Below are 24,582 nucleotides of genomic sequence, written 5' to 3' on the forward strand. Positions count from 1 at the left end.
GGGGGAATAGGGTGGTGACGAAACGCTCGACCTCCTCCGTGCGGGCGTGGGCGCGGTCGGGGTCTCTGCGCTCGGCCGCATCGGCGTGGCCCATCGTGCAGCTTGTAGCGGCTGTGGTGGTGGCGTATTCCGTGTCGCGGTTCGTGCTCGGGCACCCGTCGCCGGTGACCGCGGCGACCGTCACCCTGTCGAGCCTTGGTTTCGTGCGAGATGCCCGGCCCCTCAGGGTGCTCGAGACGGCAATCGGGGTCACGCTCGGAATAACGCTCAGTGAAGTGATTCTGCTCGCCTTCGGCCAGGGCGTTGCGCAGCTGGCGCTCGCCGTCGTCGTCACGTTGGTCGCCGCCCGATTCTTCTCGCCCGCGCCCGGCTTCGCCATCGTTGCGGCCTCGCAGTCGGCGCTGGTGGCGATTCTGCCGGTGGTGGCCAGTGGGCCGTTCACGCGCACGGCCGACGGGCTCGTCGGTGGCGCCACCGCGTTGCTGCTCACCGCGCTGATTCCGCGAGACGCGCGTCGCGAGGCCAGGGCCGAGGCGAAACGCGTTGTTGCAACGTTCTCGCGCATCGTCGCGTCGCTCGTCGTCGAACTGCGCCGGGGCGACGACAACGAGGTGGGCCGGGTGCTCGACGAGGCCCGCACCACCCAGCCCTTGATCGACCAGTGGCGAACCTCGCTCGATTCGGCGATCGGCATCGCAACGCTGTCGCCTTTTCTGCGCCGCCGTCTCCCAGAGCTGCGCCGCCAGCGGGATCTGTTGGCCGGCCTCGACCTCGCCGTTCGCGACCTGCGGGTGGTCACTCGGCGCCTCACCGTGATCATGCGCGACGGCCGGCCGCGCCCCGAATTCGCCGATCTGCTCGATCGACTCGTCGGCGCTGTGAACCTGCTCGAGCAGAGCATCGATGACCCCCTCGTTCGCCCGCTGGTACGGCAGAACCTCATTCTCATCGCCGTGAAGCTCAGCCCCGATGAGCTCTTCCCGGGCAGCTCGGTCATCGAAGGGTCGGTGGTGATGGAGTTGCGCCCGCTCGTCATGGACCTGCTGACAGCCACCGGTCTCACGGCCGACGAGGCGCGCGCGGCGCTGCCCGTGCTCGGGGCGTAGGGCGCCGACGTCAGTGCCAGTCGAACCCGAGCGGTGCCACGTGCGACCAGGGCAGCGTGAGTTCGCCCAGGCGCCAGCGTGCGGCGGGGCCGAGCACCGGCCATCCGCAACCCGCCAGGGCCCGCACGGCACCAACCCAGCGCTGCCGCGGGCCGTACACCGAGAGCGGTGCGCTGTGCTGCCACACTCGGTCGAGCTCAGTGAGAAGGGCGTGCACCGGTTCACCCGCAACGTTGCGGTGAATCAGTATCTTCGGCAGCCTCTCCGCCACGATCGAGGGGCGCTCGAGGTCGGCGAGGCGCAGCGAGATGGTGAGCGTCTGCGGCCCGTCGGCCGTCACCGCGACCCAGCTCGACACCCGGCCGATCTCGTCGCAAGTGCCCTCGATGAGCGTGCCGCCGGGTTGAAGACGGCCGGTCATGAGCTTCCAGGCCGCGAGAACCTCGGTCTCGTCGTATTGCCGCAGAACGTTGAAGGCCCGGATGACCGTGGCTGCGTCGTGCTCGGCGAGCGGTGTCTCGAACCCGCCCCGCGCGAACGTCACCCGGGCATCTGCGCCGAACGAGGTTGCGCCCGCGCGAACCTCGGCCAGCTGACGCCGGGCCGTCTCGACACGCTCGGGTGAGATCTCGAGGCCGACGACCGCCACGTCGGGCCGAACCCGGGCCAGTCGCTGGTGCAGTTCGAACGCCGTGACGCCGCTCGCCCCGAACCCCAGATCGACGACCACGGGGTCGACGGCGGTGCGCAGAGCCGCGAGCGTGGCGATGTGGCGGTCGACGCGGCGCAGCCTGTTCGTGTTGGTGGTTCCGCGCGTGATCTGGCCGATGGGCATGGTTCTAGACTAATTCCATGACTGAGCCCTACACCTTGATTCTGCTGCGCCACGGCAACAGCGACTGGAACCAGAAGAACCTGTTCACCGGCTGGGTCGATGTGGGCCTGAGCGAGCAGGGCGTGGGCGAGGCGAAGCGCGCTGGCGAGCTGTTGGCCGAGTCGGGTCTCGCGCCCGACGTGCTGTACACCTCGCGCCTGGTTCGCGCCATCGAGACCGCGAACTATGCGCTCACCGTCGCCGATCGGCTGTGGATCGATGTGAAGCGCTCGTGGCGGCTCAACGAGCGTCACTACGGCGCACTGCAGGGCAAAGACAAGGCGCAGACGCTGGCGGAGTACGGCCCCGAGCAGTTTCAGACCTGGCGCCGCTCGTACGACGTGCCGCCGCCCCCCATCGCCGACGATGACCAGTATTCGCAGCTGGGCGACCCGCGCTACGCCGACCTCGGTGATGCGGTACCGCGCACCGAGTGCCTCAAAGACGTGGTCGATCGCATGCTGCCGTACTGGTTCAGCGACATCACGGTCGACCTGGCCGCGGGCAAGACCGTTCTGGTCACGGCCCACGGTAACTCGCTGCGCGCGCTGGTCAAGCACCTCGACGGCATCTCAGACGACGACATCGCCGAGCTGAACATTCCCACGGGCATCCCGCTCGTGTACACGCTCGACGAAAACTTCGTGCCCACGAAGCCCGCCGCGTACCTCGACCCCGAGGCTGCGGCCGCGGGGGCTGCTGCGGTGGCGGCGCAGGGTAAGAAGTAGTAACTGATGAAAAAGCCCCGCGTCTCTGTGTCAGAGGCGCGGGGCTTTCAGATTGTGGGGCGAAGGCGAGAGTTGCTCCTGCTCTCACACGACGGATCACAGCTCCGTCGCCGCAGGGGCGCGCGATCGCGATGCGATCGCTTCAGCGAACCCCTGCGCCCGTCCACTCACCCGTGGCGAGGTACTTGACCTTCTTGGCGATGCTGACCGCGTGGTCGGCGAAGCGCTCGTGGTAGCGCGAAGCGAGAGTCACGTCGACGGTGTTGACGGATGTTCCCGCCCACGTCTCGCTGAGCACCGTCTCGAACACGCTGACGTGCAACTCGTCGATACGGTCGTCGACGTCGCGGATCTCGTCGGCCAAGCTGAGGTCTTCGGTCTCGATGAGGCGGCTCAGCTTCTCGGCCACGATCACATCGAGGCTGCCCATCTCTTCGAATACGCCGAGCAGGCGATCTTGCGCCACCTTCTCGGGGTACCGGTAACGGGCGAGCTGCGCGATGTGCTCGGCGATGTCACCCATGCGTTCGAGCGACGCGCTCATACGCAGGGCGCTCACGACGATGCGCAAGTCGCGGGCGACCGGCTGCTGCAGCGCCATGATGCTGATGGCGAGTTCGTCGAGGTCTGAGGCGAGAGCGTCGATCTTCGGGTCTTCGGCGATGACCTTCTCGGCCAGGGCGACGTTCGACTCGTTGAACGCTGTGGTCGCGTTCGTGATGGCGATGACGACAAGACGGCTGATCTCGACCAACCGCTCTTGCACCTCACGCAGTTCCTGCTGGAATACCTCGCGCATGTGTGTGAAACCCTCTCTGGTGCTTTTGCCCAACCCTGCCTCGTTGAGGTTAACAGCAGGTGCAGAACACGTTAACTTCCCGCGACCGGCTGGGCTCGGCCGGGCAGCGGCGAGCCCAAGTGTCGGGGGAGTCATTAGTGTAGTCGCTATGGATTCAGGCTCGTTGGTGCTGCTGTCTGTGGCACTCGGCCTCGCAGTGGGCTCCGGTTTCGTGTTCGTTCTGTTTGCCGCTTCGCGGCGGGGCGATCATGCGGCCACCATCATCGACCCTTCGGTTCCCGACGGGGTCGACCAGGTGATCGACGCCATCGATTCGGCCGGGGTCGTGCTCGATGCGTCGAACAACGTGGTGAAGGTATCGCCGGCCGCGCTGGCGTTCGGGCTGGTGTGGAACCACGGCCTCGTGCATCCCGAACTCGTCGACATGGTCGATTCGGTACGCCGCACCGGCGAACCGGTGGCGCGCGACCTCAGCCTTGCCAGGGGCCCATTCGGCGAGGCCACCATTCACCTCTCGGTGCGGGTGGCCCGGCTCGGCACGCGGTATCTGCTGCTGCTGGCCGACGACCGAACCGAGGCCCACCGGCTCGAAGAGGTTCGGCGCGACTTCATCGCGAACATCAGCCACGAGCTGAAGACACCGATCGGTGCCATCAGTCTGCTCGCCGAAGCGCTCGAGCCGGCCGCCGACGACCCAGAACAGGTGCGAAAGTTTGCCAGGCGCATGGAGACCGAAGCCGTGCGACTGGGCCGCATCACCCGCGAGATCATCGAGCTCTCGCGTCTACAGGCCGCCGATGTTCTGACCGGCGCAGAGCGGGTCGCCGTCGACCACATCGTCGCCGCGGCCATCGACCAGAACCATGTGCAGGTGAGTGCCCGGCGGGTCACCATCGTCTCAGGCGGCGACCCGGGCGCCGAGGTCTACGGCGACGAGGGGCTGCTGATTCTCGCCCTGCACAACCTCATCGCCAACGCCGTTCAGTATTCGGCAGAGGGAACCCGCATCGGCGTGGGCGTGCACCTGACCGAGGGTATCGTCGAGATTGCGGTGACCGACCAGGGTGTCGGCATCGCCGAAGAAGACCTCGGCCGCGTCTTCGAGCGCTTCTTTCGCGTCGACCAGGCGCGCTCGCGCAACACCGGCGGTACGGGCCTCGGCCTCAGCATTGTCAAACACGTGATCGAGAACCACGGCGGAGACCTCCGCGTCTGGTCGCAGCCGTCACACGGCTCGACCTTCACCATTCGGCTGCCCGAAGCGTCTCACGCTGCGACAGCCTCGTTAGGAGAACAACGGTGACCCAGATTCTGCTCGTCGAAGACGAGGCGGCGCTCAGCGAGCCGCTCGCATACCTGCTGCGCCGCGAGGGCTACACCGTGACGCTCGCCGAAGACGGCCCCAGCGCTGTCGCGGAGTTCGATCGTGGCGGGGTCGACCTCATTCTGCTCGACCTGATGATTCCGGGCCTGTCTGGCACCGAGGTGTGCCGAGAGATTCGCACACGCTCGCAGGTGCCCATCATCATGGTCACCGCCAAAGACTCCGAAGTCGACATCGTGGTGGGGCTCGAACTGGGCGCCGACGACTACGTCACCAAGCCGTACTCGTCGCGCGAGCTGTTGGCCCGCATGCGTGCCGTGCTCCGCCGGCAGACCGAGGCGAACGACATTGCTGAGCCCGTGCTCGAGGCAGGTTCGGTGCGAATGGATGTCGAGCGGCACACCGTCGAGGTGAACGGCCTCGACACTCCCATGCCACTGAAGGAGTTCGAGCTGCTCGAACTGCTGCTGCGCAACGCCGGTCGTGTTCTGACGCGCGGCCAGCTGATCGACCGTGTATGGGGGTCTGACTACTTCGGCGACACCAAGACGCTCGACGTGCACATCAAGCGCATCCGGTCGAAGATCGAGAAGGCGCCGTCAGAGCCGGTGCTGCTCGTGACGGTGCGAGGGCTCGGCTACCGCTTCGAGGCGTAGGCCGCTGGGCGGTGCCGACCCGGCGCTGCCCAGCGGGACGGTGCTGCTGCGGCGCGGGACTGCCGTGCTACTGCGCGGGCCGGCTGCTGTTGCTGTTGCGCGAGCGTTTGCTACTGCGCGGGCGTCGCTGCGGGGGCGGGAGTCGCGGTCTGCGGTGCGACCGTCGCTGATGCTGACGGCGTGGGAAGCGCGGTCGCTGTCGGCGCCACGGTAGGAGCGAGCCCGGTGAACTGGGGCCAGTCGCTCGTGAGTACGGGCACCAGCAGCTTCACGCCGGTCTGGGTGCCGTACTGGAAGAAAACGGGGAAGAGCGCTCCTGCTTTCACGTCGAGACCGGTGAAGACCACCTTGACGTCGGTCGTGCCACCCACGGTCGACGTGCTGCTGCCTTCGACATACTGCGTCTCGGTGCTCAGAACGCCTGAGGAGTCGGTGTACTGCATGTTCACCGTGATGGGTGACGAGCTCGTGTTGACGAACGACGCGATGAGACTGCCGGTCTTGTTGTCGTCGCTGATCAGAGTGGCGTTGCGAATTGCGAGGTCGGGGCTGACGTTGCCCTCGACGCCGTCGGCGGCCTCTTTGATGCTGATGGTCGACTGCGGAGTGATGAAGGCGCACCCCGAGGCGCTGACCCCGATCAGTGCGGCCACAAGAATGGATGCCGCGTACCGTGCTCTCACAAAACCCTCCAGAATGACCGTTACAGGTGCGAGTTTAGCCTACTGGCAGCGCTCGCCCGGGCACGCGCAGCGGGGCTTGCCAAAGGGTGCTGTGGTAAACTGAGCATGTTGAAAGGGTGTCTCTGCATGCTTTTTGAGGTTGGCGAAACCGTCGTTTATCCGCACCACGGCGCGGCCCAGATCACCGAGGTGAAGACTCGCGTCATCAAGGGCGTCGAGAAGGTGTACCTCAAGCTACGGGTCACCCAGGGCGACCTCGTCATCGAGGTTCCCGCAGACAATGTCGACATGGTCGGCGTTCGCGACGTCATCGGCGAAGAGGGTGTGCACCAGGTGTTCGACGTGCTGCGTGCCCCCTTCACCGAAGAGCCCACCAATTGGTCGAGGCGATTCAAGGCCAACACCGAGAAGCTCGCCTCCGGAGATGTCATGAAGGTGAGCGAGGTCGTTCGCGACCTGTGGCGCAGAGACAACGACCGCGGTCTGTCGGCGGGGGAGAAGAGCATGCTCGCCAAGGCACGCCAGATTCTCGTCTCCGAACTCGCGCTCGCCGAGAAGACCGACGAAACCGAAGCCTCGTTGGTACTCGACGAGGTTCTGGCCTCGTAAGGTGTTCTGGCCTCGTAACGTGAACCCCACCGTTGCGGTCATCGTCGTGGCCGCCGGCAGTGGCACGCGCCTCGGGCTCGGTCAGCCGAAAGCATTCGTCTCTCTCGGCGGGCGCAGCATTCTCTCCCGCTCGCTCGATGCTCTGTTCGCGCTCGACGACGAGGCACAGGTCATCGTCGTCGTTCCCGAAGACCGCCTCGACGAGGCCCTGTCGACGGCTCAGGATGTCGCCGGTGCGGCGGCCCCCTACGTCACCGTGGTCGCGGGCGGTGAGAGCCGCCAGCAGTCGGTGAACGCTGGCCTCGCCGTTCTCCTGCCCTCTGTTCAGACGGTGCTCGTTCACGACGCCGCCCGGGCCCTCACCCCGGTGGCGCAGTTCGAGGCCGTCATCGATGCCGTGCGTCAATCGGGGTACGGTGCGATTCCCGGCCTCCCCGTGAGCGACACGATCAAGCGCACCGATGGCTTCGGCCTGGCGGTGGCCACGGTCGACCGCTCGGAGCTGGCCGCAGTGCAGACGCCCCAGGGTTTTCCGCGCGCCCAGCTCGAGCAGGCCTACGCTGCTGCGTCTGACGACTTCACCGACGATGCGGCGCTCGTGGCGGAGGCCGGCTTCGCCGTTGCCGTCATCCACGGTGATGCCCTGGCGTTCAAGATCACCACCGCGTGGGATCTGCGCCGGGCCGAGCAGGTCATTGAGTCGGCGTTCGTTGCCGCTGCCGCGCGGCCTGTGCCGCCACGAACCGGGGTGGGCATCGATGCGCATGCCTTTGCGGACGAGGGGGAGGAGGCCACGCATCCGCTCTGGCTCGCCGGCCTCGAATGGCCCGGAGAGCGGCCCCTCGCTGGGCACAGTGACGGCGACGCCGTGGCGCACGCCATCTGCGACGCTCTGCTGTCGGCCTCGGGGCTGGGAGACCTCGGCAGCGTTTTCGGCACGGCTGACCCGAGGTTCGAAGGGGCCCACGGTGATGTTTTTCTCGCGCACACGGTAGGCCTCGTCGAGGCCGCCGGCTGGCGCGTCGGCAATGTCTCGGTTCAAATTGTGGGCAACCGCCCGCGGTTCGGCGCCCGCCGACCGGAGGCGGAGGCGCTTCTGACGGGGTTGCTGGCGGCACCGGTCACCGTGTCGGCGACCACCACAGACGGCCTCGGTTTCACCGGCAGAACAGAGGGCGTCGTCGTAATTGCAACAGCGCTCATCTATCCCTTCTAAACTAGGGCAGTGACTCTACGCCTCTATGACTCCAAGCTCCGCAACCTGGTGCCGTTCGTGCCCCTCGTTCCCGGCCGCATTGGCGTCTACGTGTGCGGCCCCACAGTGCAGTCGTCGCCCCATATCGGGCACCTGCGTTCGGCGCTTGCGTACGACCAGCTGAGGCGCTGGTTCAGCTATACCGGGTATGACGTGACGTTCGTGCGTAACGTGACCGACATCGACGACAAGATCCTCTTGAACGCGGCGAGTTCGGGTGAGAACTGGTGGTCCCTGGCCTACCGTACCGAGCTCGAGTTCACGGCGGCGTACAACGCCATCGGCGTCATGGCGCCCACGTACGAACCGCGTGCCACCGCGAGCATCCCCGAGATGATCGAGATCATCGGGCGTCTCATTGACAACGGCTACGCCTACGCCGCGCCAGACGGTACCGGTGACGTGTACTTCGACACCCCCTCCTGGCCGCAGTACGGCGCCCTCACGCACCAGAAGCTCGCCGACATGGCGCCCGCCACCGACTCCGAACCGCGCGCGAAGCGTGACGTTCGTGATTTCGCGCTGTGGAAGGGGCACAAAGAAGGCGAACCCGCGTCGGCGTCATGGTCGAGCCCGTGGGGCCGCGGTCGCCCCGGCTGGCACATCGAGTGCTCTGCCATGTCGACCAAATACCTCGGCGCCCAGTTCGACATCCACGGCGGAGGCCTCGACCTGCGCTTTCCGCACCACGAGAACGAGCTTGCGCAGTCGCACGCGGCTGGCGACCCGTTTGCCAACTACTGGCTGCACAACGGGCTGGTGTCTGTCGCGGGCCAGAAGATGAGCAAATCGCTCGGCAACTCGGTGTTTGCTGCCGAATTGCTCAGCCAGGCGCGGCCACTCGTCATCAGGTACTACCTGGGTGCGGCGCACTACCGATCGACACTCGAGTTTCACGACGGGGCACTGGCCGAGGCCGAAGCCGCCCTCTCCCGCATTGAAGGCTTTCTCGAGCGTGCGGTTCGCCGGCTCGAAGGCACCCGCTTCGCCTCGTCGACCGTCGAACTCGTGCCCGACGATTTTCGGGAGGCGATGGATGACGACCTCAGCGTTCCGCAGGCACTCGGCGTTCTGCACGAGGCCGTTCGCACGGGCAATGCCGCCCTCGACTCCGAAGACTTCGCCGAGGCAGCACGCCTGCTCGGCCAGGTCATCGCCATGACCAGCGTGCTGGGTATCAACCCGCTCGACCCGCAGTGGGCCAGCGCCGACCAGAGCTCGACGGGCCAGGCGCTGTCGAGCCTTGTCGACCGACTGCTCGAAGACCGTGAAACCGCACGAAAAGCCCGAGATTTTGCCACCGCCGACCGCATCCGCGACGAACTCGGCCAGGCAGGAATCACGATAGAAGACACCTCAACGGGTGCACATTGGAGTTTTGATGGCTAGTAGCGCAAAGAAGCCGGGGCGCCCCGGCGCCGTTCGGCGTACGAGCAGGGGCCCCCAGGTCGGCTCTGGCGGCCAGGGCCGCCAGGCACTCGAGGGCAAGAAGCCCACGCCCAAGGCCGAAGACCGCCCGTACCATCCCGCAGGCAAGGCGAAGGCGGCCAAAGAGCGTTACGCTGCCGCTGGCGGCAAGGGCAAGCCCGTCGCGGCCCAGCCGCGCATCGCCGGTCGCGGCCCAGCGCCCCGGGGCGGCCCCGCTGCTCGCACGGGTGCGCCGCAAGAGCCCGCGCGCCAGCAGCGCCGCGCCCAGCGTGGCAACGAGGAGAGCGAGGTCGTCACCGGCCGTAACTCGGTCGTCGAGGCGCTGCGCGCGCGCATTCCCGCTACCGCGCTCTATATCGCTGCGCGAATCGAGTACGACGAGCGCGTGAAAGAGCTGCTGCAGCTCGCCACGGGCCGGGGCATTCCGATTCTCGAGGTGATGCGCCCCGAACTCGACCGTCTGGCCGGTTTCGACGCTGTGCACCAGGGCGTGCTGCTGAAGGTGCCGCCGTACGAGTACGCCCACCCTACAGACCTGTTCGACGAGGTGACCGGGCGCGGCGAAGTGCCGCTGCTGGTGGCGCTCGACGGCATCACTGACCCGAGAAACCTGGGGGCGATCATCCGGTCGACCGCAGCATTCGGTGGCCAGGGCGTCATTGTTCCGCAGCGGCGTTCGGTGGGCCTCACGGCCTCGGCATGGAAGACGTCGGCCGGTGCTGCCGCACGCACGCCCGTCGCCATGGCACCCAACCTCACCTCGACGCTGAAGGCGTTGAAGGCCAAGGGTGCGTTCGTCATCGGGCTCGACGGCGGGGGAGACACCCAGCTGGCCGACCTCGACTTCGCCAGGGGCCCCATCGTCATAGTGGTGGGCAGCGAGGGCAAAGGCTTGTCGCGCCTGGTCACCGAGACCTGCGACGCCATCGTGTCGATTCCGATCAGTGCGGCGACCGAGTCGCTGAACGCCGGTATCGCGGCGAGCGTGACGCTCTACGAGATCTCGCGCATCCGCACCCTCGGCGGCAAGTAACGCACCAGCGGTCAGACCGTGAGGCGCCAATCGGGCACAGGCTCGGTGGGCGCCTCTTCGGTTGACTCGTCGTCGTCGTCAGAGACCGCGCCCGACTGCACCGCGATGGGCAGCGTGATCACGCCGGTGGGCGGGCCCATGACGGTGGCTTCGTCGCGGCGGTGGCGCAGAATGTCGTTGATGTAGGCATTCAGCGCTTCGCTCAACGGAATGTCGCGATTCTCCTGCTGGCTCATGAACCAGCGATGCTCGAGCAGTTGATGAAAGACTTCGGCCGGCTCGAGCTTGCCTTTGAGGTCGCGCGGAATCGAGCGCATGACCGGCTCGAAGACCTTCGCGAGCCATTCGTGGGCGAGCATCTCTTCGTCGTAGTCTTTGCGGCCGAACTTCGCCGTGTACGAATCGAGGTCGTTGAGCAGTCGACGGGCCTGGTTCTCGCCCGTGTCGAGCCCGGTGAGGCGCAGCAGGCGGCGCTGGTGGTGCCCGGCGTCGACCACTTTCGGCTGGATGCGCACGGTGGTGCCCGAGTCGTCTGTCTTGATGGCGAGCTCTTCGATGTCGAAACCGAGGTCGTTCAGGCGGTCGACACGCTCGTTGATGCGCCAGCGCTCAGACGAGGAGAACGATTCGGAGCCGGTCAGCTCCTTCCAGAGTGAGCGGTAGGCGGCCACGATGCCGTCGCTGATGCGAATGGGGTCGAGCTCGTCGGCCACGCGACCACCGGCCTCGAGATCCATGAGCTCGCCGGCGATGTTCACGCGGGCGATCTCGAGGTCGTTCTCGCGCTGGCCGTTAGAGAGGCCGCCGGTATAGAGCTGGCCCGTCTCCGCGTCGACAAGGTAGGCCGCGAAAGCGCCCGCATCACGGCGGAAGAGGGTGTTCGAAAGCGAGACATCGCCCCAGAAGAACCCGATGATGTGCAGGCGTACGAGCAGCACGGCCAGGGCATCCACCAGCCTGGTCGCCGTGTCGGGCCGTAGCGTCTGCGAGAACAGGGCGCGATAGGGCAGAGAGAACTTCAGGTGCCGGGTGACCAGCACCGAGTTGAGGGGAGTGTCGTTCACGTCGGAGCGGTTCGTGATGACGGCCAGCGGGTCGACGCACGGAATGTCGAGGCCCTGCAGGGTGCGCAGCATGGCGTACTCGCGCTTGGCCATCTCATCGGTGGTCTCTTTGATGGCGATCACGTGGGCGCTGAGGTGCGCGAAACGAACGAGGTGGCGCGAGATGCCCTTGGGCAGCAGGGCGATGTTCTCCACCGGCCACTCGTCGAGCGGCAGCTGCCAGGGAAGGTCGAGCAGCGCCGGGTCGACCGTTGCCGAAGTGATGTTCAGTGAGCCGCTCATGGATGCCCCTCATAAAGTGAATCGGGCCTGCCAGCCTGTGCGTTCCAGGCGGGCAGGCCCGACGATGATACTCCGGCAGCGCAGAACGCCGTCAGGTGGTGGATCAGGCCGTGACGACCGGCTTGTTGCCGATGCGCTCGCCGCTCTCGTTGTTGAACAGGTGCAAGTGGCCGGGCTTGGCGGTCAGGTAGACCTTCTCGCCGGCGTTCGGGTGAACGCGGCCGTCGACGCGGGTGACGAGGTCGGTGCGCTTGCCGCTGATGTCGGCGTGGCCGTACAGGTAGCCGTCGGCGCCGAGCTCTTCGATCAGGTCGATGTCGACCGGCAGGCCTTCACCGAACGCGCTCGACACGACGATGTCTTCGGGGCGAACGCCAATGGTGACCGTCTTCGCATTGACAGAGGAGAGCAGTTCGCGCTCGACCGGGATGACCGAGGTGCCGAACTGCACACCGCCGTCGACAACCTCGGCCACGAACAGATTCATGGCCGGGCTGCCGATGAAGCCGGCGACGAAGATGTTGGCGGGCTTCTCGTACAGGTCGCGCGGGGTACCAACCTGCTGAAGAAGACCGTCTTTCAGCACGGCGATACGGTCACCCATGGTGAGCGCCTCGGTCTGGTCGTGTGTGACGTAGACCGTGGTGACGCCCAGGCGGCGAACGAGCGACGCGATCTGGGTGCGGGTCTGAACGCGGAGCTTGGCGTCGAGGTTCGACAGCGGCTCATCCATCAGGAAGACCTGGGGCTGGCGCACGATGGCACGACCCATTGCGACGCGCTGACGCTGGCCACCCGAGAGGGCCTTGGGCTTGCGGCCGAGGTAAGGCTCGAGGTCGAGCAGCTTGGCGGCTTCGAGAACGCGGCTGGCGCGTTCGTCTTTGTTGATGCCGGCGATCTTGAGCGCGAAGCCCATGTTCTCGGCAACCGTCATGTGCGGGTACAGCGCGTAGTTCTGGAAGACCATTGCGATGTCGCGGTCTTTCGGGGGAACGTCGGTGACGTTGCGCTCACCGATGAAGATGTTGCCCGAGTTGACCTCTTCGAGGCCGGCGAGCATGCGCAACGAGGTCGACTTGCCGCAACCGGAGGGCCCGACGAGAACAAGGAACTCGCCGTCGGCGGTCTCGAGGTTGAGCTGGTCTACCGCCGGCCGGGTCGAGCCCGGGTACAGACGGCTTGCGTGATCAAAAGTGACAGACGCCATTATTCTCTACTACTCCTTCACCGGCAGGTACGTGCCGGACGATCCGTTGTGATGGATTCGGGTCAGCACCATTGGTGGCCCGTCTCCCAGTATGGCGCATTCTCAGCCGGGTTCACTACTATCGTTGGATGCCCGACCGCACCCGAGCGGTTCAGGGCCATTACCTTGTCATCTCACTCACCTCACTGAGCACCGGAGCATTCACGTATGACCAACGGCCGACCCGAAGACAGCCGCCAGAGCAAGAACCAGCGACGAGAAGCCGCTCGCGAGAAGGCCAAGCAGCTGCGTGAGCAGCAGCACAAGAAAGAGGTTCGCAACCGCGTCGTTCTCTTCTCCGGCCTCGGCGTCGTACTCATTGCCATCGTGGTGAGCGTCGTGCTCATCGTCGCCAGCTCAGCGAAGCCCGCCGGCCCCGGCCCCCTCAACATGGCCAGCGACGGCCTCAAGATCACCACGGGCAACGTGGCAGAGACCACTCCGGCCCTGGCCGCCGACCAGCAGCCCACGCCCAGCGCTGCGAACCCCACCGGCGTTCTCGACATCCGCGTGTACATCGACTACATGTGCCCCTACTGCGGCCAGTTCGAGACCACGAACGTCGCGCAGATCGGCAAGTGGGTCGCCAGCGGTGCCGCAACGTATGAGGTGCATCCGCTCTCCCTGCTCGACCGCTCGTCGCTCGGCACGAAGTACTCCACCCGCGCTGCCAACGCGGCGGCCTGTGTCGCGAACTACTCGCCCAACAACTTCTTCGACTTCAGCGCGGCTCTCTTCCAGAACCAGCCGGCTGAGAACACGTCAGGCCTGCCCGACTCTCAGTTGCAGTCCATAGCGGCCTCGGCGGGGGTGGGCTCGACCGACCAGATCAACTCCTGCATCCAGAACCAAGACTTCAAGGGCTGGGTAGCGACCTCCACCACCCGGGCGACAACCGAGCCGCTGCCCGGCTCCACCGTCGCCAAGGTCACCGGTACCCCCACCGTGCTCGTCGACGGCCAGCAGTACCAGGGTTCGCTGACCGACGCCAACGCCTTCGCGAACTTCGTTCTGCAGGTCTCCGGCCAGTCGTCGTCAACGGCCACCCCCACCCCGACGCCCAGCTCGTAGGGGCCTCACCCGAACATCATGTCGGCCCCGGATGCCGCACGCACGTGTGACGTGTGGCATCCGGTTACAATGAGATGTTCGATCTGCCGACGTGGCGCAATTGGTAGCGCACCGCTCTTGTAAAGCGGGGGTTGCGGGTTCAAGTCCCGCCGTCGGCCCTTATGTCGTTGTTCTCAGCGTCAGGCCAGATCGACGAGAGTCTGAGACGGCGCAGATCGACACGACCGCCTCCTCATCGGCTGAGCGCCATCGCGACGAGCGAGACAGCGCCCACGCCGAGAATGGCCAGCCAACACCCCCAGTTAGAGGGTGGTGGGGGTTCAAGAGGCCGTCGCGGCCCCGTATTCGCCCTCGACAATGCGGTCGAGCCACTCTGTGAGCAGCGACTGCTCACCAGGGGTGAGGGTGCTCGCCTGGCCGGCGTGCGCGCGCAGAGCGACGGCGTGGGAGATCATGTCGCCCGCCGGAGCCTCGGGGGAGGCCGTCTGCTGCGTCACGATCTGCTCGAGCACGGCGTCGAACATCGTGTCGGCGAGGCTGCGATCGCGTTCCGTGAGCGGTTTGGCAAGCGTTACGAGCACCGCTCCCGTTCCTGCGGCGTGGATGAGTTCGACCGCTCGCTCTTCGGAGACCCGCAGCTGCCCCTGCAGGGCCACGCGGTGCACTCGGTCGGCGAGCAGTTGCGTGCCCGCCTTCGCGGCGGCCGACTGCTGCCCCCGGGCCGGGTCGCTGAGGAGTACGAACAGGGCCGGATTGGCGATGCCGAACTCGATGGTCATGTTCCAGCCCGAGCGCAGGTCGGCGACGGGGTCGACGTTCTCGGACACGGCTGAGGCCACGGCCTGGGTTTTTGTCGATGCGAAATCGGTCATGACCTGCTCGGCCACGGCATCGAGCAGGCCGTCTTTGTCGCCGAAGAGACGGTAAATGGTCGGTGCCTGCACTCCGGCTCGTTCGGCGACCCCGCGCGTGGTCACGGCTGCCTGGCCCTGGTCGCGCAGCAGAAGTGCGGCCACCTCGATGATGCGTTCGCGAGTGCTGCTGCGGGTGTCGATCTGGTCGGTCATGAATCAACGATAACGTGTTCTCGTTAGCGCTGTGTTATCGTTGGTACTACTGATGTAGTTCCATCGGAAACACTGGAGGTCTGACTGATGATTGTGATTACCGGCGCAACCGGCGCTCTGAACGGCGAAACACTCACCCACCTGCTCGAGCAGGTACCCGCCGCGGAGATCGTGGTTGTGGCGCGCGACACCGCGAAGGCACAGCCCTTCGCCAATCGCGGAGTCACCGTGCGCTACGGCGACTACGCAGAGCCCGCCTCGTTGCCGGCCGCCTTCGCCGGAGCCGATCAGTTGCTGCTGGTGTCGTCGAGCGACCCCACAGCCGATGCGGTCGCGCTTCACCGCACCGCGATCGATGCCGCGGTGACCGCGGGTGTGGGCCGGGTGCTCTACACAAGCCACCAGGGCGCATCCGCAGAGACGCCGTTCGGGCCCGGCCGCGACCATGCCGCGACCGAGCAGATTCTCACCGCATCGGGGCTGAAGTGGACATCGCTTCGCAACGGCTTCTACATGCACAGCCTGCAGTGGCTGCTGGGTCCCTGGCAGGAGACCGGTGTCATCTCGGTGCCGGCCGACGGCCCGGTGTCGTGGACCTCGCGCGCTGACGCCGCGGAGGCCGCCGCCGCGATCCTGCTGTCTGACGGCCGGTTCGACGGCCCGGTGACGCTCACCGCGAGCCAGGCGCCGACCTTCGAAGAGATCGCCGGCATCGCGTCAGACGTGGTTCAGCAGACGGTGAGGTTCGAACTCCTCGACTCAGAGCAGTGGCTGAGCAACCAGCTCGAGGCAGGTAAGCCAGAGTTCATGACCCGGTTCCTCCTCGGCATGTACGAGGCTTCTGCCGGCGGTTTCTTCGCCGGCACCGACCCTCTCATGGCGTCGCTCATCGGGCGCGAGCCGCAGTCAGTTCGCGAGTACCTCGGCTGATTCGGTGGCGAGCCGCACCAGGCTCCGGATGCCCGCGAGAAGCTCGTCGGGCTGCGAGAGCTGAGGCGCGTGATCGCTCGCCAGGGTGATTCGGGCGGCGCCGGGCGTGCGCTGCTGCATGTGGCGCTGCATCGCGAGTGGAATCGACCGGTCGAACTCCGCCTCGAGGTAGAGCCGGGGCACCGAACCGAATCCGTCGGGCGTCCACGTGACGACCGGCGAGAGTACGGCATCCGGCCACGGGCCCAACTGGCGTGATGCGCCGATGGCGTCGGCGGTGGGGGCCTGGTTGAAGAAGACCGCGACCCCCGCCTCGGGTGGAACGCTGGTGCTGCCCGAGGCGAGCTCGAGGTAGGGCATGATGCCGTTCGCGTCGGGCGACGTGTTCTCGATTTCGGCGCACAGCTCGCCGAAGCTCATGCCAGAGGGCAGCATGATGCCGGCCACGTAGACGATGCCGGAGATCTGCCGTGGCAACGCCTCAGCCACGGCTGTTGCAATCACACCGCCTCCCGAGTGCGCCACGAGATACACTCCGCGAGAGCCTGCTATGACGTCGGTGACGGCCGTGACGTGGCTCTCGAGGCTCGCCAGCGAGGCGTGGCCCGGGTGGGAGCCGACACCGGGCAGGTCGATGGCGACAACCCAGAAGCCGGCGGCTTCGAGACACGCCGCCGTCGACTGCCAGACCCAGCTTCCGGCCCACGCCCCGTGGATGAGAATCACCAAGGGCGGCGCCGCCGGCGTCACTGGGCGGCGGCGTTCAGGCGCGCGGCCTCGCGCAGGCCACCCACGTTCTTTTTGCCCGCCCGTGAGCCGCTCAGCTTCGCGACGATGTGCTCTTTCACTGTGACGGGCTCGTAGTGCGGTTCTTCGCCCTCAGGTACGAAGTGGGGCAGCGGCCCGACGATCGCGTCGGCGTTGCCGTCGTGGAAGAAGGCCGCAGACCGGCGCCGTTTGATGGTGCCGTTGACGATCGGGGGCTTCACGCGGTGCAGGGTGGATGCCCACTGGTCGTTCGTGAGGCGGGCAGCCACGTCGCCGAGGTTGATGAGAAAGGCGTCGTCGGCGGGGCTCACGTCGTGCCACTGGCCGTCGCTGTCGAGAACCTGCAGACCGTCGACCTGGTCGGCCCAGAGCACGGTGACGATTCCGAAGTCGGTGTGCTCACCCATGCCGGTGAGTTCGGCACCGAGTTCGATCTCGCCCTCGGGCAGCGCGTAGTTGTTCATGCGCATGACGTCGATGGAGTGGTCGGTGAGCGCCTCGAGGTAACCGGGTTCGACCTTCAGAGCGTCTTCGAAGATGCGGATGAGCGTCTGGGCCACCCGTGAGGCCTCGTCGTAGTACGTCGAGACGCGTGTCTCGTACCCTGCGACCTCGGGCCAGACGTTTTCGGCATAATCGTCGGTCGAGAGCCCTGCGCCCGGGTAGTCGGCTGCTGAAGCGCCCACGTTGAACGCTTCGAAGAAGTCGTTCATACGGGTGACCGAGTCGACGCCGATGCTGTAGCTCAGCGACTCGCTTTTGGGCGGGCTGTAGCCGCGATTCTTCGAGGGCGGCAGCACGTACTGCTTCTTCTCGGCCAGCGTCAGGGCGAAGAAGTCGTCCATCGCGCCTGCGAGGCCGGCGATGACGGCCGGGTCTACCCCATGGCCCACGATCTGGATGAAGCCCACCTCGCGACAGGCGGCGTCGAGGGCGGCGGCGACCTGCGCGCGCTCGGCGGCACTGCCAGCGGTCACGTAGGGCCCGATGTCGACGGTGGGAACGGAGAATTCTGCAGACACGACGCTGTCCAATCACTCGATGAGAAACGCTCTGTGAGCATTATTGTATATATCAATATTTACTAGCTCATATCAATAAGGTTTCCATCGCGTTACGAGCTATGCCGCAGGGTCAGTCGCGTCGCGAACCCGCAGAGCTTCTCGCGCGGCCGCGTAGTTGCGCTGGCCGCTCCGGCTGCCCCGCAGCTTCGAGACGAGGTTCTCGCGAACCGTGATGGGTTCGTAGATCGGATGCTCGCCCGCATCGATGAACGCAGGCAGGGTCTCGACGACGGCGTCGATGTTGCCGTCGTGAAAGAAGGCTGCCGACCGGCGGTGGTGCGAGCCTTGACCTGCAGAAGGTCTCACCACGACCCGGTGCAGCGTCGCGGGCCACACGTCGTTGGTCAAGCGTGCGGTGAGATCGCCCAGCAGCACGAGCAGGGCTCCCTCTCTGGCCACGACGTCGCGCCAGGTGTTCGAACGGTCGAGAACCTGCAGCCCGGGCATCCGGTCGGCCCACAGAATGGTCACCAACCCGAAGTCGGTGTGTGCGCCCATGCCGGCGGGGGAGGGCTCGACAGGGTCGCCATCAGGTGGCGCGGGGTAGGCGTTGAGTCGCAGCGTGTCGACGGGGGCGGTGTTGAAGGCGTCGAAGAACTCGGGTTGAAGGCCGAGCGCGTCGGTGAAGACGCGCGTGAGCGCCGATGAGACCCGCTGGGCTTCTGCGTAATAGGCCGAGACCTGCGCACGAAACTGCGGGGGTGACGCGGGCCAGATGTTCTCGGCGTAGTGCTCGGTGGGCAGGTTCGATTGGGCGAACTCTGAGGCGGCAGCGCCACTGTTGAAGCTCTCGAAGTTGTCGTTCGAATGGGAGGCCGAGTCGACGCCGATACTCTTGCTGAGGGCTTCGCTGAGTGGCGGGCTGTACCCACGGTTGAGCTCGGGGTCGATGCGGAGGGCCAGCTTCTCGCCGGTCGGCAGGGAGAAGAAGCCTTTCATCGCTTCGGCCAGCCCGGCCACCGTGGCAGGGGCGATGCCGTGGCCCACGATCTCTGCGATGCCGACCGAGCGGGCGGCTGCGTCGAAGGCCTCTGCCGTGCTGCGCTGCCTGCGCGCGAGCCCGGCTCCGGCTGATGCTCCGGATGCCCGGGCTTCGCCGGCCGCGTCTGCATCGGGTGAACGCGGCGCGGGTACCGCGTCGGTGTACGGCGAGATGTCGATCGTCGGAATCTCGAACGCGGGGTGCGAAGAAGCGGCCATGGAGCCAACGCTATTGTAAAGACCGTGGCAGATTCCACGGCGGACGCCGCCGACGACCAGCGGCAGCTCTCCGCGGCGCTCGGCCGGGTCATCAGGGCCATGCGGCGGGATGCCGGCAAGACGCTGCAGCAGCTCGCCGATGCATCCGGTCTCTCGCAGCCCTACCTCAGCCAGACCGAGACGGGTCGCTCGATGCCGAGCCTCATGACGCTGCACCGCATCGCTGCCGCGCTCGGCACCAGTGGTTCTGCCCTGTTGGCGCTCACCGAGCCGCCCATCGCACCCGTGGTGCGGCTCGAAGAAGACAGTTACGATCTCAACACCAAGGTGCAGGTCTGGTTTCGGGGGCCCACCGAGCGGCACGTCGAGCAGCACGAGATCGTGGCGCAACCGCTCAGTCTGGCCGGGCGGCACCAGGCGCACGCCGGGGGAGAGTTCATCCATGTGCTGGAGGGCCGCATCCGCGTCGTCGTCGGGTCAGAAGACGCCTACGTCTTGGGGGTTGGCGATTCGCTCTACTACGCGGCGACGCTCGACCACGAATGGTTCAACGACACCCCGGCCGTGGCGCGTTTCGTGCAGTTCGCCAACTCGCCGGCGCCGGCCTGACTCAGCGCGCTCACCACCGTCTTCACGACTCTCCTGCGACCGGATGCTTGATTCGTCGACTCCGTTGTGAGTGCTGTTGTCTCCGCTTTTGTCGCAGCGCTGTTCTTCAGGTCATCTGCCCGTCTCGTGCGAAACCCGCCGCCGACCGTCGTCGAGCCGCCGCGGCTGCAGAGCTTCACGCCGTTCCGCTCGTAGTCGCCGGTCGAGCACCTGCGGCCGCCGGATAGTCTGTGGGCATGAGATGGGGGCGCACTTACTTCGCAGTGCAGGCGCTGGCCGGGGCCGTCTGGTGGGTCGCGGTGTTCGCGTCGCCGACCGTTCGTCAGCTCACCCTTGGCGAACTCGACCCTGTGGTGGTTGCGATGGTCGACGTGCCGTTGTTCGTCGGCGCCTCGGCGGCAGCGGCCTTCGGGGTGAGGTCTGCAGCGTACGTGAGCACCGGATGGACGGGGTTCGTGACCCTCGCTCTCGCGGTGTACGCCACGGTGACCACCGAAGCGGGCTGGGGCGTGCTGGTGATGGGCGCAGCGACCGCCGGTTCGGTGGCTGCCCTCAGCCTGATGGTGTTCGGGCGGGTACCGACGGCCTGGATCGCGCGCGGTCCGTTCTCGTTTCGACCGGCGAGCATCCGGCCGACCGCATCATCGACGCACGTCGTATCAGCGCACGTCGTATCAGCGCACGTCGTATCAGCGCACGTCGTATCGGCGCACGTCGTATCGACGTTCGGCCAGATTGTGGTCTTCTGGGGCCTTTTTCTGACGGTGATTCCCGCTGCCATCACGATCGTCGAGCAACGCTGGGGTGTTTCGCTGCCGTTCGCACCCGCCGTCGGCCCTCTGGGAGTTGTGCTGCTGGTGCTCGCGAGTGCTCTGGGATTGTCGTCGGCCGCGGCTCAGGCCCCTCAGCGACCCGGTGTGAGCGCCACGAACTCATCGAGGGCGTCGAAGGTGCTCTGCGGTTGCTCGAGGTGCGGCAGGTGGCCGGCGTTCTCGATGATCACGAAGGTCGAGTTCGGCACCGCCGAAGCCACGGCGCGGCCGTAGTCGACGGTGACCATTCTGTCGGCGTCGCCCCAGATCACGAGCGTGGGCAGGGAGACTGCGGCGAGGCGGGCGAGCAGCTGGGGGTCGTTCGTGTGCGAGCCTCCGGCATACAGGGCCAGCGCCGTCATGTTGCCTCTGATTGTGGCGAGGCGTTCGGGGGTGAGGGTGGCCGGGTCGGTGAAGCCGCGATCGGGGTCGGCCCAGGCGAATTCGGCCAGTTGGCGTGGGGTGAGCGCCGAGACGTCGCGGAGGGGGTGACCGGGTACATCTGCGCCGACGGTGTCGATCAGCACGAGCTGCCCGATAACCCGGTCGGCCTTGTCGCGGGCTGCGTCGAGAATGGCGATCTCTGCAGCGATCCATCCGCCGATCGACGAACCGACAATGAGCGCGTCACGCACTCCGCGGCTGGTGAGGTCGTCGAGGTAGCGCGCGGCGAGGGCCTGAATCGTGTCGCCGTCGACGGGAGCGGTGTCGTTCCAGCCCGGATGGGTGGGCGCGATGACGTCGAAGGTGCCGGCGAGGTGTGAGGCGATGGGGCCGACCGTGGCGGGCCCCCCACCTCCGTGAAGAACGAGTGCGGTGTACGACATGGGCTTTTCCTATCTCAACATATTGATATAAGTACATTGATACAGTAACTCCATGACCGTAGATCTCGAAAGACTGGGCCGCTCACTCAAGCGAGTGCAACACCGCGACCACCGGGCGCTCGACGCGGCACTGCGCGAAACCGGCATCTCACTGGTGCAGTGGGATGCCCTGCGAGCCATCGACCGCGCCCCGGGTTCGTCGGCCCACGCGCTCGCCGCCGCATCGTTTCAGAGCGACCAGGCTTTCGGTACTCTCGCCAGCCGCCTCGTCTCTGCGGGCTATATCGAACGTCGACCGGGCCCCGGGCGCCGCATCGAGCACCACCTCACGACAGACGGGCATGACGCGTTAGACGCAGGCCGCCGCGCGACGGACCGCGTCTGGCGCGCGCTGTTCGGCTCACTTGACTCAGAGCAACGGATGACCTTGCAATTGCTGCTCGACCGACTGCTTGCTTCGGAGCCGGGCGACGACGCCGGGTAACCGATCTGCAACGTTCTGGCGGGCGCTGTTGCCAGGGGCGTGCCGGCGTGACACCGTCGGGGCATGTCCCCGACCCGTGGTGCCAGCGCTCGAGCCGTCATCGTTGCAATGGTGGGGGCCGTCGCGATGCTCGCACTCAGCGCGTGCGCCTCGCCATTCGGCCAGGCCTGTACGGCCATCGGCTGGATCAACTCGCTCGACGTTCGGCTCGACGGAACCGCTGACGCGGTGGCGGGGGTGGCCTGGGTCGAACTGTGCGACGACAGCGGATGCTCGAAGACCGCCGAGCAGGTTCGGGCGATGCAGACGGCCACGCCGGGCGCGGCGCTTCCGTTGTACCAGGCGAGTGCATCCGGAGCCGCGAGCTGGAACGTGAGTGTGGGAATGTCGAGGCCGGCGCAGGTCACGGTCACCGCCTATGCGGCCGATGCCACCGTTCTGGGTGCGACGGCGGCGACGCCCGAGTGGGCCCGCGTCGGCGGCAGCGAGCAGTGCGGCGGCCCGGGTGCGGCTGCCCCGATCATGGTGCAGGTCGCGGCCGAGTAAGTAGGCAGCGACCGCACTGAGGAGGGTGCCGCAGACCCGGGAGGCGGCGCGGGTGCCGCGCGCGCGGAAGGCGCCGGCTACTCCTTTATTCGGGGAGCAGCCGGCGCCTTCCGAGAGACGTTCTACTTGTGGCGGGGTTTGCGGGCCGGGCGGTCGTCGCGGGGGTCGAAGTCGGGGCGCTCGCCACGCTCGGGCCGGGCTGCACCGCGGCTGGCGGGGCGGTTGTCGGGTCGGATCTCGATCAGCTTGCCGCTGATGCGGGTGTCGCGCAGACGCTCGAGCACGCCCCCCGGCAAGTCGGCGGGCAGCTCGACGAGGGAGAAGTCGGGCCTGATCTGAATGTGGCCGAAGTCTTCGCGGCTGAGCCCACCCTCGTTGGCGAGGGCGCCGACGATCTGGCGGGGCTCGACCATGTGGCGCTTGCCCACCTCGATGCGGTACGAGGCCATGGGCTTCGAGCCGCGGGGGCCGCGCTCGGGGCGGTCGCCTCTGTCGCCCCGGTCGCCTCTGTCACCACGGTCGTCAGAACCGCTGCGCCCACGGCCGCTGCCTGGATCGCGGTCGTCGCGCGCTGCGCGGTCGGGCCGGGCGCTGTCGCGTTCGAAGCGTTGCGCGCGGCTGTCGTCTGCCGAAAGCAGCAGCGGGGTGTCGCCCTGCGCTACCACGGCCAGTGCCGCGGCCACATCGGCCTCGAGCACGTCGTGGTGCTCGACGTAGTGCCCCACGATGTCGCGGAACACCGCAATGCGGTCTTGCTGCTCGAGCGCCGCGGTGATGGCCTCGTCGAAGCGGGTGAGGCGTGTGACGTTCACGTCTTCAGCTGTGGGCAGCTTCATCTCGGTGAGCGGCTGGCGGGTGGCCTTCTCGATGGCGCCGAGCAGGCGGCGCTCGCGGGGGGTCACAAAGCTGATCGCTGCGCCGCTGCGGCCCGCGCGACCGGTGCGGCCGATGCGGTGCACGTACGACTCGGTGTCGATCGGGATGTCGTAGTTCACGACGTGGCTGATGCGGTCGACGTCGAGCCCGCGGGCGGCGACGTCGGTGGCGACGAGAATGTCGAGCTTTCCGCTCTTGAGCTGGTTGACCGTGCGTTCGCGTTGGGCCTGGGCGACATCGCCCGAGATGGCGGCCGCCGAGTATCCGCGGGCGCGCAACTTCTCGGCCAGCACCTCGGTCTCGCTCTTGGTGCGAACGAAGACGATCATTCCCTCGAAGTTCTCGACTTCGAGGATGCGGGTCAGGGCATCCACTTTCTGCGGGTACGACACCATCAGGTAACGCTGGCTCGTGTTCGCCGAGGTGGTGGTTTTGTTCTTGACCGTGATCTCTTCGGCGTCGTTCAGGTACTGCTTCGCGATGCGCCGGATGGCCGGGGGCATGGTCGCAGAGAAGAGGGCGACCTGCTTGTCGTCTGGGGTGTCGGCGAGAATCGTCTCGACGTCTTCGGCGAAGCCCATCTTGAGCATCTCGTCGGCCTCGTCGAGCACGAGGTATTTGAGTTCGGAGAGGTCGAGCGTGCCCTTGGCGAGGTGGTCCATGATGCGGCCGGGAGTACCGACGACCACGTGCACGCCGCGACGGAGCGCCGAAAGCTGTACCCCGTAGGCCTGGCCGCCGTAGACCGGCAGCACGTGAACCCCGCGCAGGTGCGAGGCGTACTGCTCGAAGGCTTCGCAGACCTGAAGGGCGAGCTCGCGGGTGGGGGAGAGCACAAGAGCCTGCGGCTTCTTCTGCGACACGTCGAGGCGGGAGAGAATCGGCAGCGCGAAGGCGGCGGTCTTGCCTGTTCCGGTCTGGGCGAGACCGACCACGTCGCGGCCGGCAAGAAGGGGAGGAATGGTGGCGGCCTGAATGGCGGAAGGCGTCTCGTAGCCGATGTCGCGCACGGCCTTCAATACCGCGTCACTCAGCCCCAGGTCGGCGAACGCGGTCACGGTGTCGGCGGCGGCCGTGTCGGTTGTATCGGTACTCATACTCAAACGGTAGTCGCTCGCGGCCTCTCCCGCGTGCCTGCTCCCACCCCAGGCCCCCACCCTGCCGTCATCGAGAGGGCAAAATCTCTCCCAACCGGCCGATTTTCAGAGAGAATCTGCCCTCTCTGTGGAGGAGGGCGCGGG

General features: G+C 66.7%; 24 protein-coding genes, 1 tRNA gene and 1 pseudogene. 15 read left to right on the top strand and 11 right to left on the bottom strand.

Annotated features, from left to right (window positions below; genetic code table 11):
• A partial coding sequence (locus tag D4765_RS16750; protein WP_237280517.1) for an FUSC family protein occupies positions 1-1,106 on the top strand: 1,106 nt, incomplete at its 5' end.
• A 10-nt stretch (positions 1,107-1,116) separates the two neighbouring features.
• Here the strand turns inward: D4765_RS16750 and D4765_RS16755 are convergent.
• Complete coding sequence (locus D4765_RS16755; protein WP_136643466.1) at positions 1,117-1,941, bottom strand: class I SAM-dependent methyltransferase; 825 nt, start codon at positions 1,939-1,941, stop codon at positions 1,117-1,119.
• A 17-nt stretch (positions 1,942-1,958) separates the two neighbouring features.
• Here D4765_RS16755 and D4765_RS16760 point away from each other — a divergent pair, with 17 nt between their 5' ends.
• Positions 1,959-2,708, top strand: coding sequence for a phosphoglyceromutase (locus D4765_RS16760; RefSeq protein ID WP_136643467.1), 750 nt, complete (start codon positions 1,959-1,961; stop codon positions 2,706-2,708).
• Positions 2,709-2,850: 142 nt separating this feature from the next.
• On the opposite strand, the gene phoU is transcribed toward D4765_RS16760, so the two are convergent.
• Complete coding sequence (gene phoU, locus D4765_RS16765) at positions 2,851-3,507, bottom strand: phosphate signaling complex protein PhoU (RefSeq protein ID WP_136643468.1); 657 nt, start codon at positions 3,505-3,507, stop codon at positions 2,851-2,853.
• Positions 3,508-3,655: 148 nt separating this feature from the next.
• On the opposite strand from phoU, the gene D4765_RS16770 reads away from it, so the two are divergent.
• Together D4765_RS16770 and D4765_RS16775 are read left to right on the top strand one after the other, a co-directional pair.
• The gene (locus tag D4765_RS16770) at positions 3,656-4,810 is read left to right on the top strand and encodes a sensor histidine kinase (RefSeq protein WP_136643469.1); all 1,155 of its coding nucleotides are present in this window, start codon (positions 3,656-3,658) and stop codon (positions 4,808-4,810) included.
• Positions 4,807-5,487 carry a response regulator transcription factor gene (locus tag D4765_RS16775; protein ID WP_136643470.1) on the top strand — a complete coding sequence of 227 codons (681 nt, stop codon included), beginning with the start codon at positions 4,807-4,809 and terminating at the stop codon, positions 5,485-5,487. Before D4765_RS16770 ends, D4765_RS16775 begins: the two co-directional genes overlap by 4 nt.
• Positions 5,488-5,597: 110 nt before the next feature.
• Here D4765_RS16775 and D4765_RS16780 read toward each other — a convergent pair whose 3' ends face one another.
• On the bottom strand, positions 5,598-6,170 hold the full coding sequence (locus tag D4765_RS16780; RefSeq protein ID WP_136643471.1) for a hypothetical protein: 573 nt from the start codon (positions 6,168-6,170) through the stop codon (positions 5,598-5,600).
• A gap of 126 nt (positions 6,171-6,296) precedes the next feature.
• On the opposite strand from D4765_RS16780, the gene D4765_RS16785 reads away from it, so the two are divergent.
• The 4 genes from D4765_RS16785 to rlmB are packed head-to-tail and all read left to right on the top strand — an operon-like array spanning position 6,297 to position 10,495.
• A complete protein-coding gene (locus D4765_RS16785) occupies positions 6,297-6,779 on the top strand; it encodes a CarD family transcriptional regulator (protein WP_136643472.1) in 483 nt (160 codons plus the stop codon).
• Between the two features lie 19 nt (positions 6,780-6,798).
• A complete protein-coding gene (ispD, locus tag D4765_RS16790) occupies positions 6,799-7,995 on the top strand; it encodes a 2-C-methyl-D-erythritol 4-phosphate cytidylyltransferase (protein ID WP_136643473.1) in 1,197 nt (398 codons plus the stop codon).
• A gap of 9 nt (positions 7,996-8,004) precedes the next feature.
• Entirely contained in the window at positions 8,005-9,423 is a 1,419-nt protein-coding gene (cysS, locus tag D4765_RS16795; protein WP_136643474.1) for a cysteine--tRNA ligase, read from the top strand.
• The gene (gene rlmB, locus D4765_RS16800; RefSeq protein WP_136643475.1) at positions 9,416-10,495 is read left to right on the top strand and encodes a 23S rRNA (guanosine(2251)-2'-O)-methyltransferase RlmB; all 1,080 of its coding nucleotides are present in this window, start codon (positions 9,416-9,418) and stop codon (positions 10,493-10,495) included. The genes cysS and rlmB overlap by 8 nt, the downstream gene beginning before the upstream one ends.
• Before the next feature lie 11 nt (positions 10,496-10,506).
• Here rlmB and D4765_RS16805 read toward each other — a convergent pair whose 3' ends face one another.
• Together D4765_RS16805 and D4765_RS16810 are read right to left on the bottom strand one after the other, a co-directional pair.
• Positions 10,507-11,841 carry a DUF4032 domain-containing protein gene (locus D4765_RS16805; RefSeq protein ID WP_136643476.1) on the bottom strand — a complete coding sequence of 445 codons (1,335 nt, stop codon included), beginning with the start codon at positions 11,839-11,841 and terminating at the stop codon, positions 10,507-10,509.
• Between the two features lie 103 nt (positions 11,842-11,944).
• Positions 11,945-13,048 (bottom strand): ABC transporter ATP-binding protein, encoded by a 1,104-nt coding sequence (locus tag D4765_RS16810; RefSeq protein WP_136643477.1) that lies wholly within the window; start codon positions 13,046-13,048, stop codon positions 11,945-11,947.
• 207 nt (positions 13,049-13,255) lie between these two features.
• Here D4765_RS16810 and D4765_RS16815 point away from each other — a divergent pair, with 207 nt between their 5' ends.
• Together D4765_RS16815 and D4765_RS16820 are read left to right on the top strand one after the other, a co-directional pair.
• On the top strand, positions 13,256-14,158 hold the full coding sequence (locus D4765_RS16815) for a DsbA family protein (protein ID WP_136643478.1): 903 nt from the start codon (positions 13,256-13,258) through the stop codon (positions 14,156-14,158).
• An 85-nt stretch (positions 14,159-14,243) separates the two neighbouring features.
• Positions 14,244-14,316: transfer RNA gene (locus D4765_RS16820), tRNA-Thr, on the top strand.
• A 162-nt stretch (positions 14,317-14,478) separates the two neighbouring features.
• On the opposite strand, the gene D4765_RS16825 is transcribed toward D4765_RS16820, so the two are convergent.
• Entirely contained in the window at positions 14,479-15,225 is a 747-nt protein-coding gene (locus tag D4765_RS16825; protein ID WP_136643479.1) for a TetR/AcrR family transcriptional regulator, read from the bottom strand.
• 87 nt (positions 15,226-15,312) lie between these two features.
• Here D4765_RS16825 and D4765_RS16830 point away from each other — a divergent pair, with 87 nt between their 5' ends.
• Positions 15,313-16,155, top strand: a complete 843-nt coding sequence (locus D4765_RS16830) for an NmrA family NAD(P)-binding protein (protein WP_136643480.1) — start codon at positions 15,313-15,315, stop codon at positions 16,153-16,155.
• Here the strand turns inward: D4765_RS16830 and D4765_RS16835 are convergent.
• From D4765_RS16835 to D4765_RS16845, 3 genes are all read right to left on the bottom strand, one after another.
• Complete coding sequence (locus D4765_RS16835) at positions 16,132-16,881, bottom strand: alpha/beta fold hydrolase (RefSeq protein WP_237280519.1); 750 nt, start codon at positions 16,879-16,881, stop codon at positions 16,132-16,134. The two genes, D4765_RS16830 and D4765_RS16835, sit on opposite strands and share 24 nt — an antisense overlap.
• Positions 16,882-16,901: 20 nt before the next feature.
• Positions 16,902-17,945, bottom strand: coding sequence for an isopenicillin N synthase family dioxygenase (locus tag D4765_RS16840; RefSeq protein WP_136643482.1), 1,044 nt, complete (start codon positions 17,943-17,945; stop codon positions 16,902-16,904).
• A gap of 99 nt (positions 17,946-18,044) precedes the next feature.
• Positions 18,045-19,187: an isopenicillin N synthase family dioxygenase gene (locus D4765_RS16845; protein ID WP_136643483.1), complete on the bottom strand. Its 1,143-nt coding sequence runs from the start codon at positions 19,185-19,187 to the stop codon at positions 18,045-18,047.
• Positions 19,188-19,211: 24 nt separating this feature from the next.
• On the opposite strand from D4765_RS16845, the gene D4765_RS16850 reads away from it, so the two are divergent.
• Both D4765_RS16850 and D4765_RS19815 read left to right on the top strand, forming a co-directional pair.
• On the top strand, positions 19,212-19,796 hold the full coding sequence (locus D4765_RS16850) for a helix-turn-helix domain-containing protein (protein WP_136643484.1): 585 nt from the start codon (positions 19,212-19,214) through the stop codon (positions 19,794-19,796).
• Between the two features lie 236 nt (positions 19,797-20,032).
• Positions 20,033-20,842: an isoprenylcysteine carboxylmethyltransferase family protein gene (locus D4765_RS19815; protein WP_237280518.1), complete on the top strand. Its 810-nt coding sequence runs from the start codon at positions 20,033-20,035 to the stop codon at positions 20,840-20,842.
• Here the strand turns inward: D4765_RS19815 and D4765_RS16855 are convergent.
• Positions 20,800-21,435: pseudogene (locus D4765_RS16855) on the bottom strand (alpha/beta fold hydrolase); the annotation flags it as partial. The gene D4765_RS19815 and the pseudogene D4765_RS16855 sit on opposite strands and share 43 nt — an antisense overlap.
• Positions 21,436-21,487: 52 nt before the next feature.
• Here D4765_RS16855 and D4765_RS16860 point away from each other — a divergent pair.
• Entirely contained in the window at positions 21,488-21,919 is a 432-nt protein-coding gene (locus tag D4765_RS16860) for a MarR family winged helix-turn-helix transcriptional regulator (protein ID WP_136643486.1), read from the top strand.
• Between the two features lie 63 nt (positions 21,920-21,982).
• On the top strand, positions 21,983-22,465 hold the full coding sequence (locus D4765_RS16865) for a hypothetical protein (protein ID WP_136643487.1): 483 nt from the start codon (positions 21,983-21,985) through the stop codon (positions 22,463-22,465).
• 122 nt (positions 22,466-22,587) lie between these two features.
• On the opposite strand, the gene D4765_RS16870 is transcribed toward D4765_RS16865, so the two are convergent.
• Entirely contained in the window at positions 22,588-24,438 is a 1,851-nt protein-coding gene (locus D4765_RS16870) for a DEAD/DEAH box helicase (RefSeq protein WP_136643488.1), read from the bottom strand.
• Positions 24,439-24,582 lie beyond the last annotated feature (144 nt).

The organism is Subtercola vilae (assembly GCF_004923255.1).
Taxonomy (GTDB): domain Bacteria; phylum Actinomycetota; class Actinomycetes; order Actinomycetales; family Microbacteriaceae; genus Subtercola; species Subtercola vilae.

Bases quoted from the DNA above. Each gene is read 5' to 3' on its own strand.
- D4765_RS16865 (WP_136643487.1), top strand. From the start codon at position 21,983: ATGTCCCCGACCCGTGGTGCCAGCGCTCGAGCCGTCATCGTTGCAATG.
- D4765_RS16810 (WP_136643477.1), bottom strand. From the start codon at position 13,048: ATGGCGTCTGTCACTTTTGATCACGCAAGCCGTCTGTACCCGGGCTCG.
- D4765_RS16805 (WP_136643476.1), bottom strand. From the start codon at position 11,841: ATGAGCGGCTCACTGAACATCACTTCGGCAACGGTCGACCCGGCGCTG.
- D4765_RS16755 (WP_136643466.1), bottom strand. From the start codon at position 1,941: ATGCCCATCGGCCAGATCACGCGCGGAACCACCAACACGAACAGGCTG.
- D4765_RS16845 (WP_136643483.1), bottom strand. From the start codon at position 19,187: ATGGCCGCTTCTTCGCACCCCGCGTTCGAGATTCCGACGATCGACATC.
- D4765_RS19815 (WP_237280518.1), top strand. From the start codon at position 20,033: ATGAGATGGGGGCGCACTTACTTCGCAGTGCAGGCGCTGGCCGGGGCC.
- D4765_RS16860 (WP_136643486.1), top strand. From the start codon at position 21,488: ATGACCGTAGATCTCGAAAGACTGGGCCGCTCACTCAAGCGAGTGCAA.
- phoU (WP_136643468.1), bottom strand. From the start codon at position 3,507: ATGCGCGAGGTATTCCAGCAGGAACTGCGTGAGGTGCAAGAGCGGTTG.
- D4765_RS16785 (WP_136643472.1), top strand. From the start codon at position 6,297: ATGCTTTTTGAGGTTGGCGAAACCGTCGTTTATCCGCACCACGGCGCG.
- D4765_RS16760 (WP_136643467.1), top strand. From the start codon at position 1,959: ATGACTGAGCCCTACACCTTGATTCTGCTGCGCCACGGCAACAGCGAC.
- D4765_RS16830 (WP_136643480.1), top strand. From the start codon at position 15,313: ATGATTGTGATTACCGGCGCAACCGGCGCTCTGAACGGCGAAACACTC.
- rlmB (WP_136643475.1), top strand. From the start codon at position 9,416: ATGGCTAGTAGCGCAAAGAAGCCGGGGCGCCCCGGCGCCGTTCGGCGT.
- D4765_RS16870 (WP_136643488.1), bottom strand. From the start codon at position 24,438: ATGAGTACCGATACAACCGACACGGCCGCCGCCGACACCGTGACCGCG.
- D4765_RS16825 (WP_136643479.1), bottom strand. From the start codon at position 15,225: ATGACCGACCAGATCGACACCCGCAGCAGCACTCGCGAACGCATCATC.
- D4765_RS16815 (WP_136643478.1), top strand. From the start codon at position 13,256: ATGACCAACGGCCGACCCGAAGACAGCCGCCAGAGCAAGAACCAGCGA.
- D4765_RS16770 (WP_136643469.1), top strand. From the start codon at position 3,656: ATGGATTCAGGCTCGTTGGTGCTGCTGTCTGTGGCACTCGGCCTCGCA.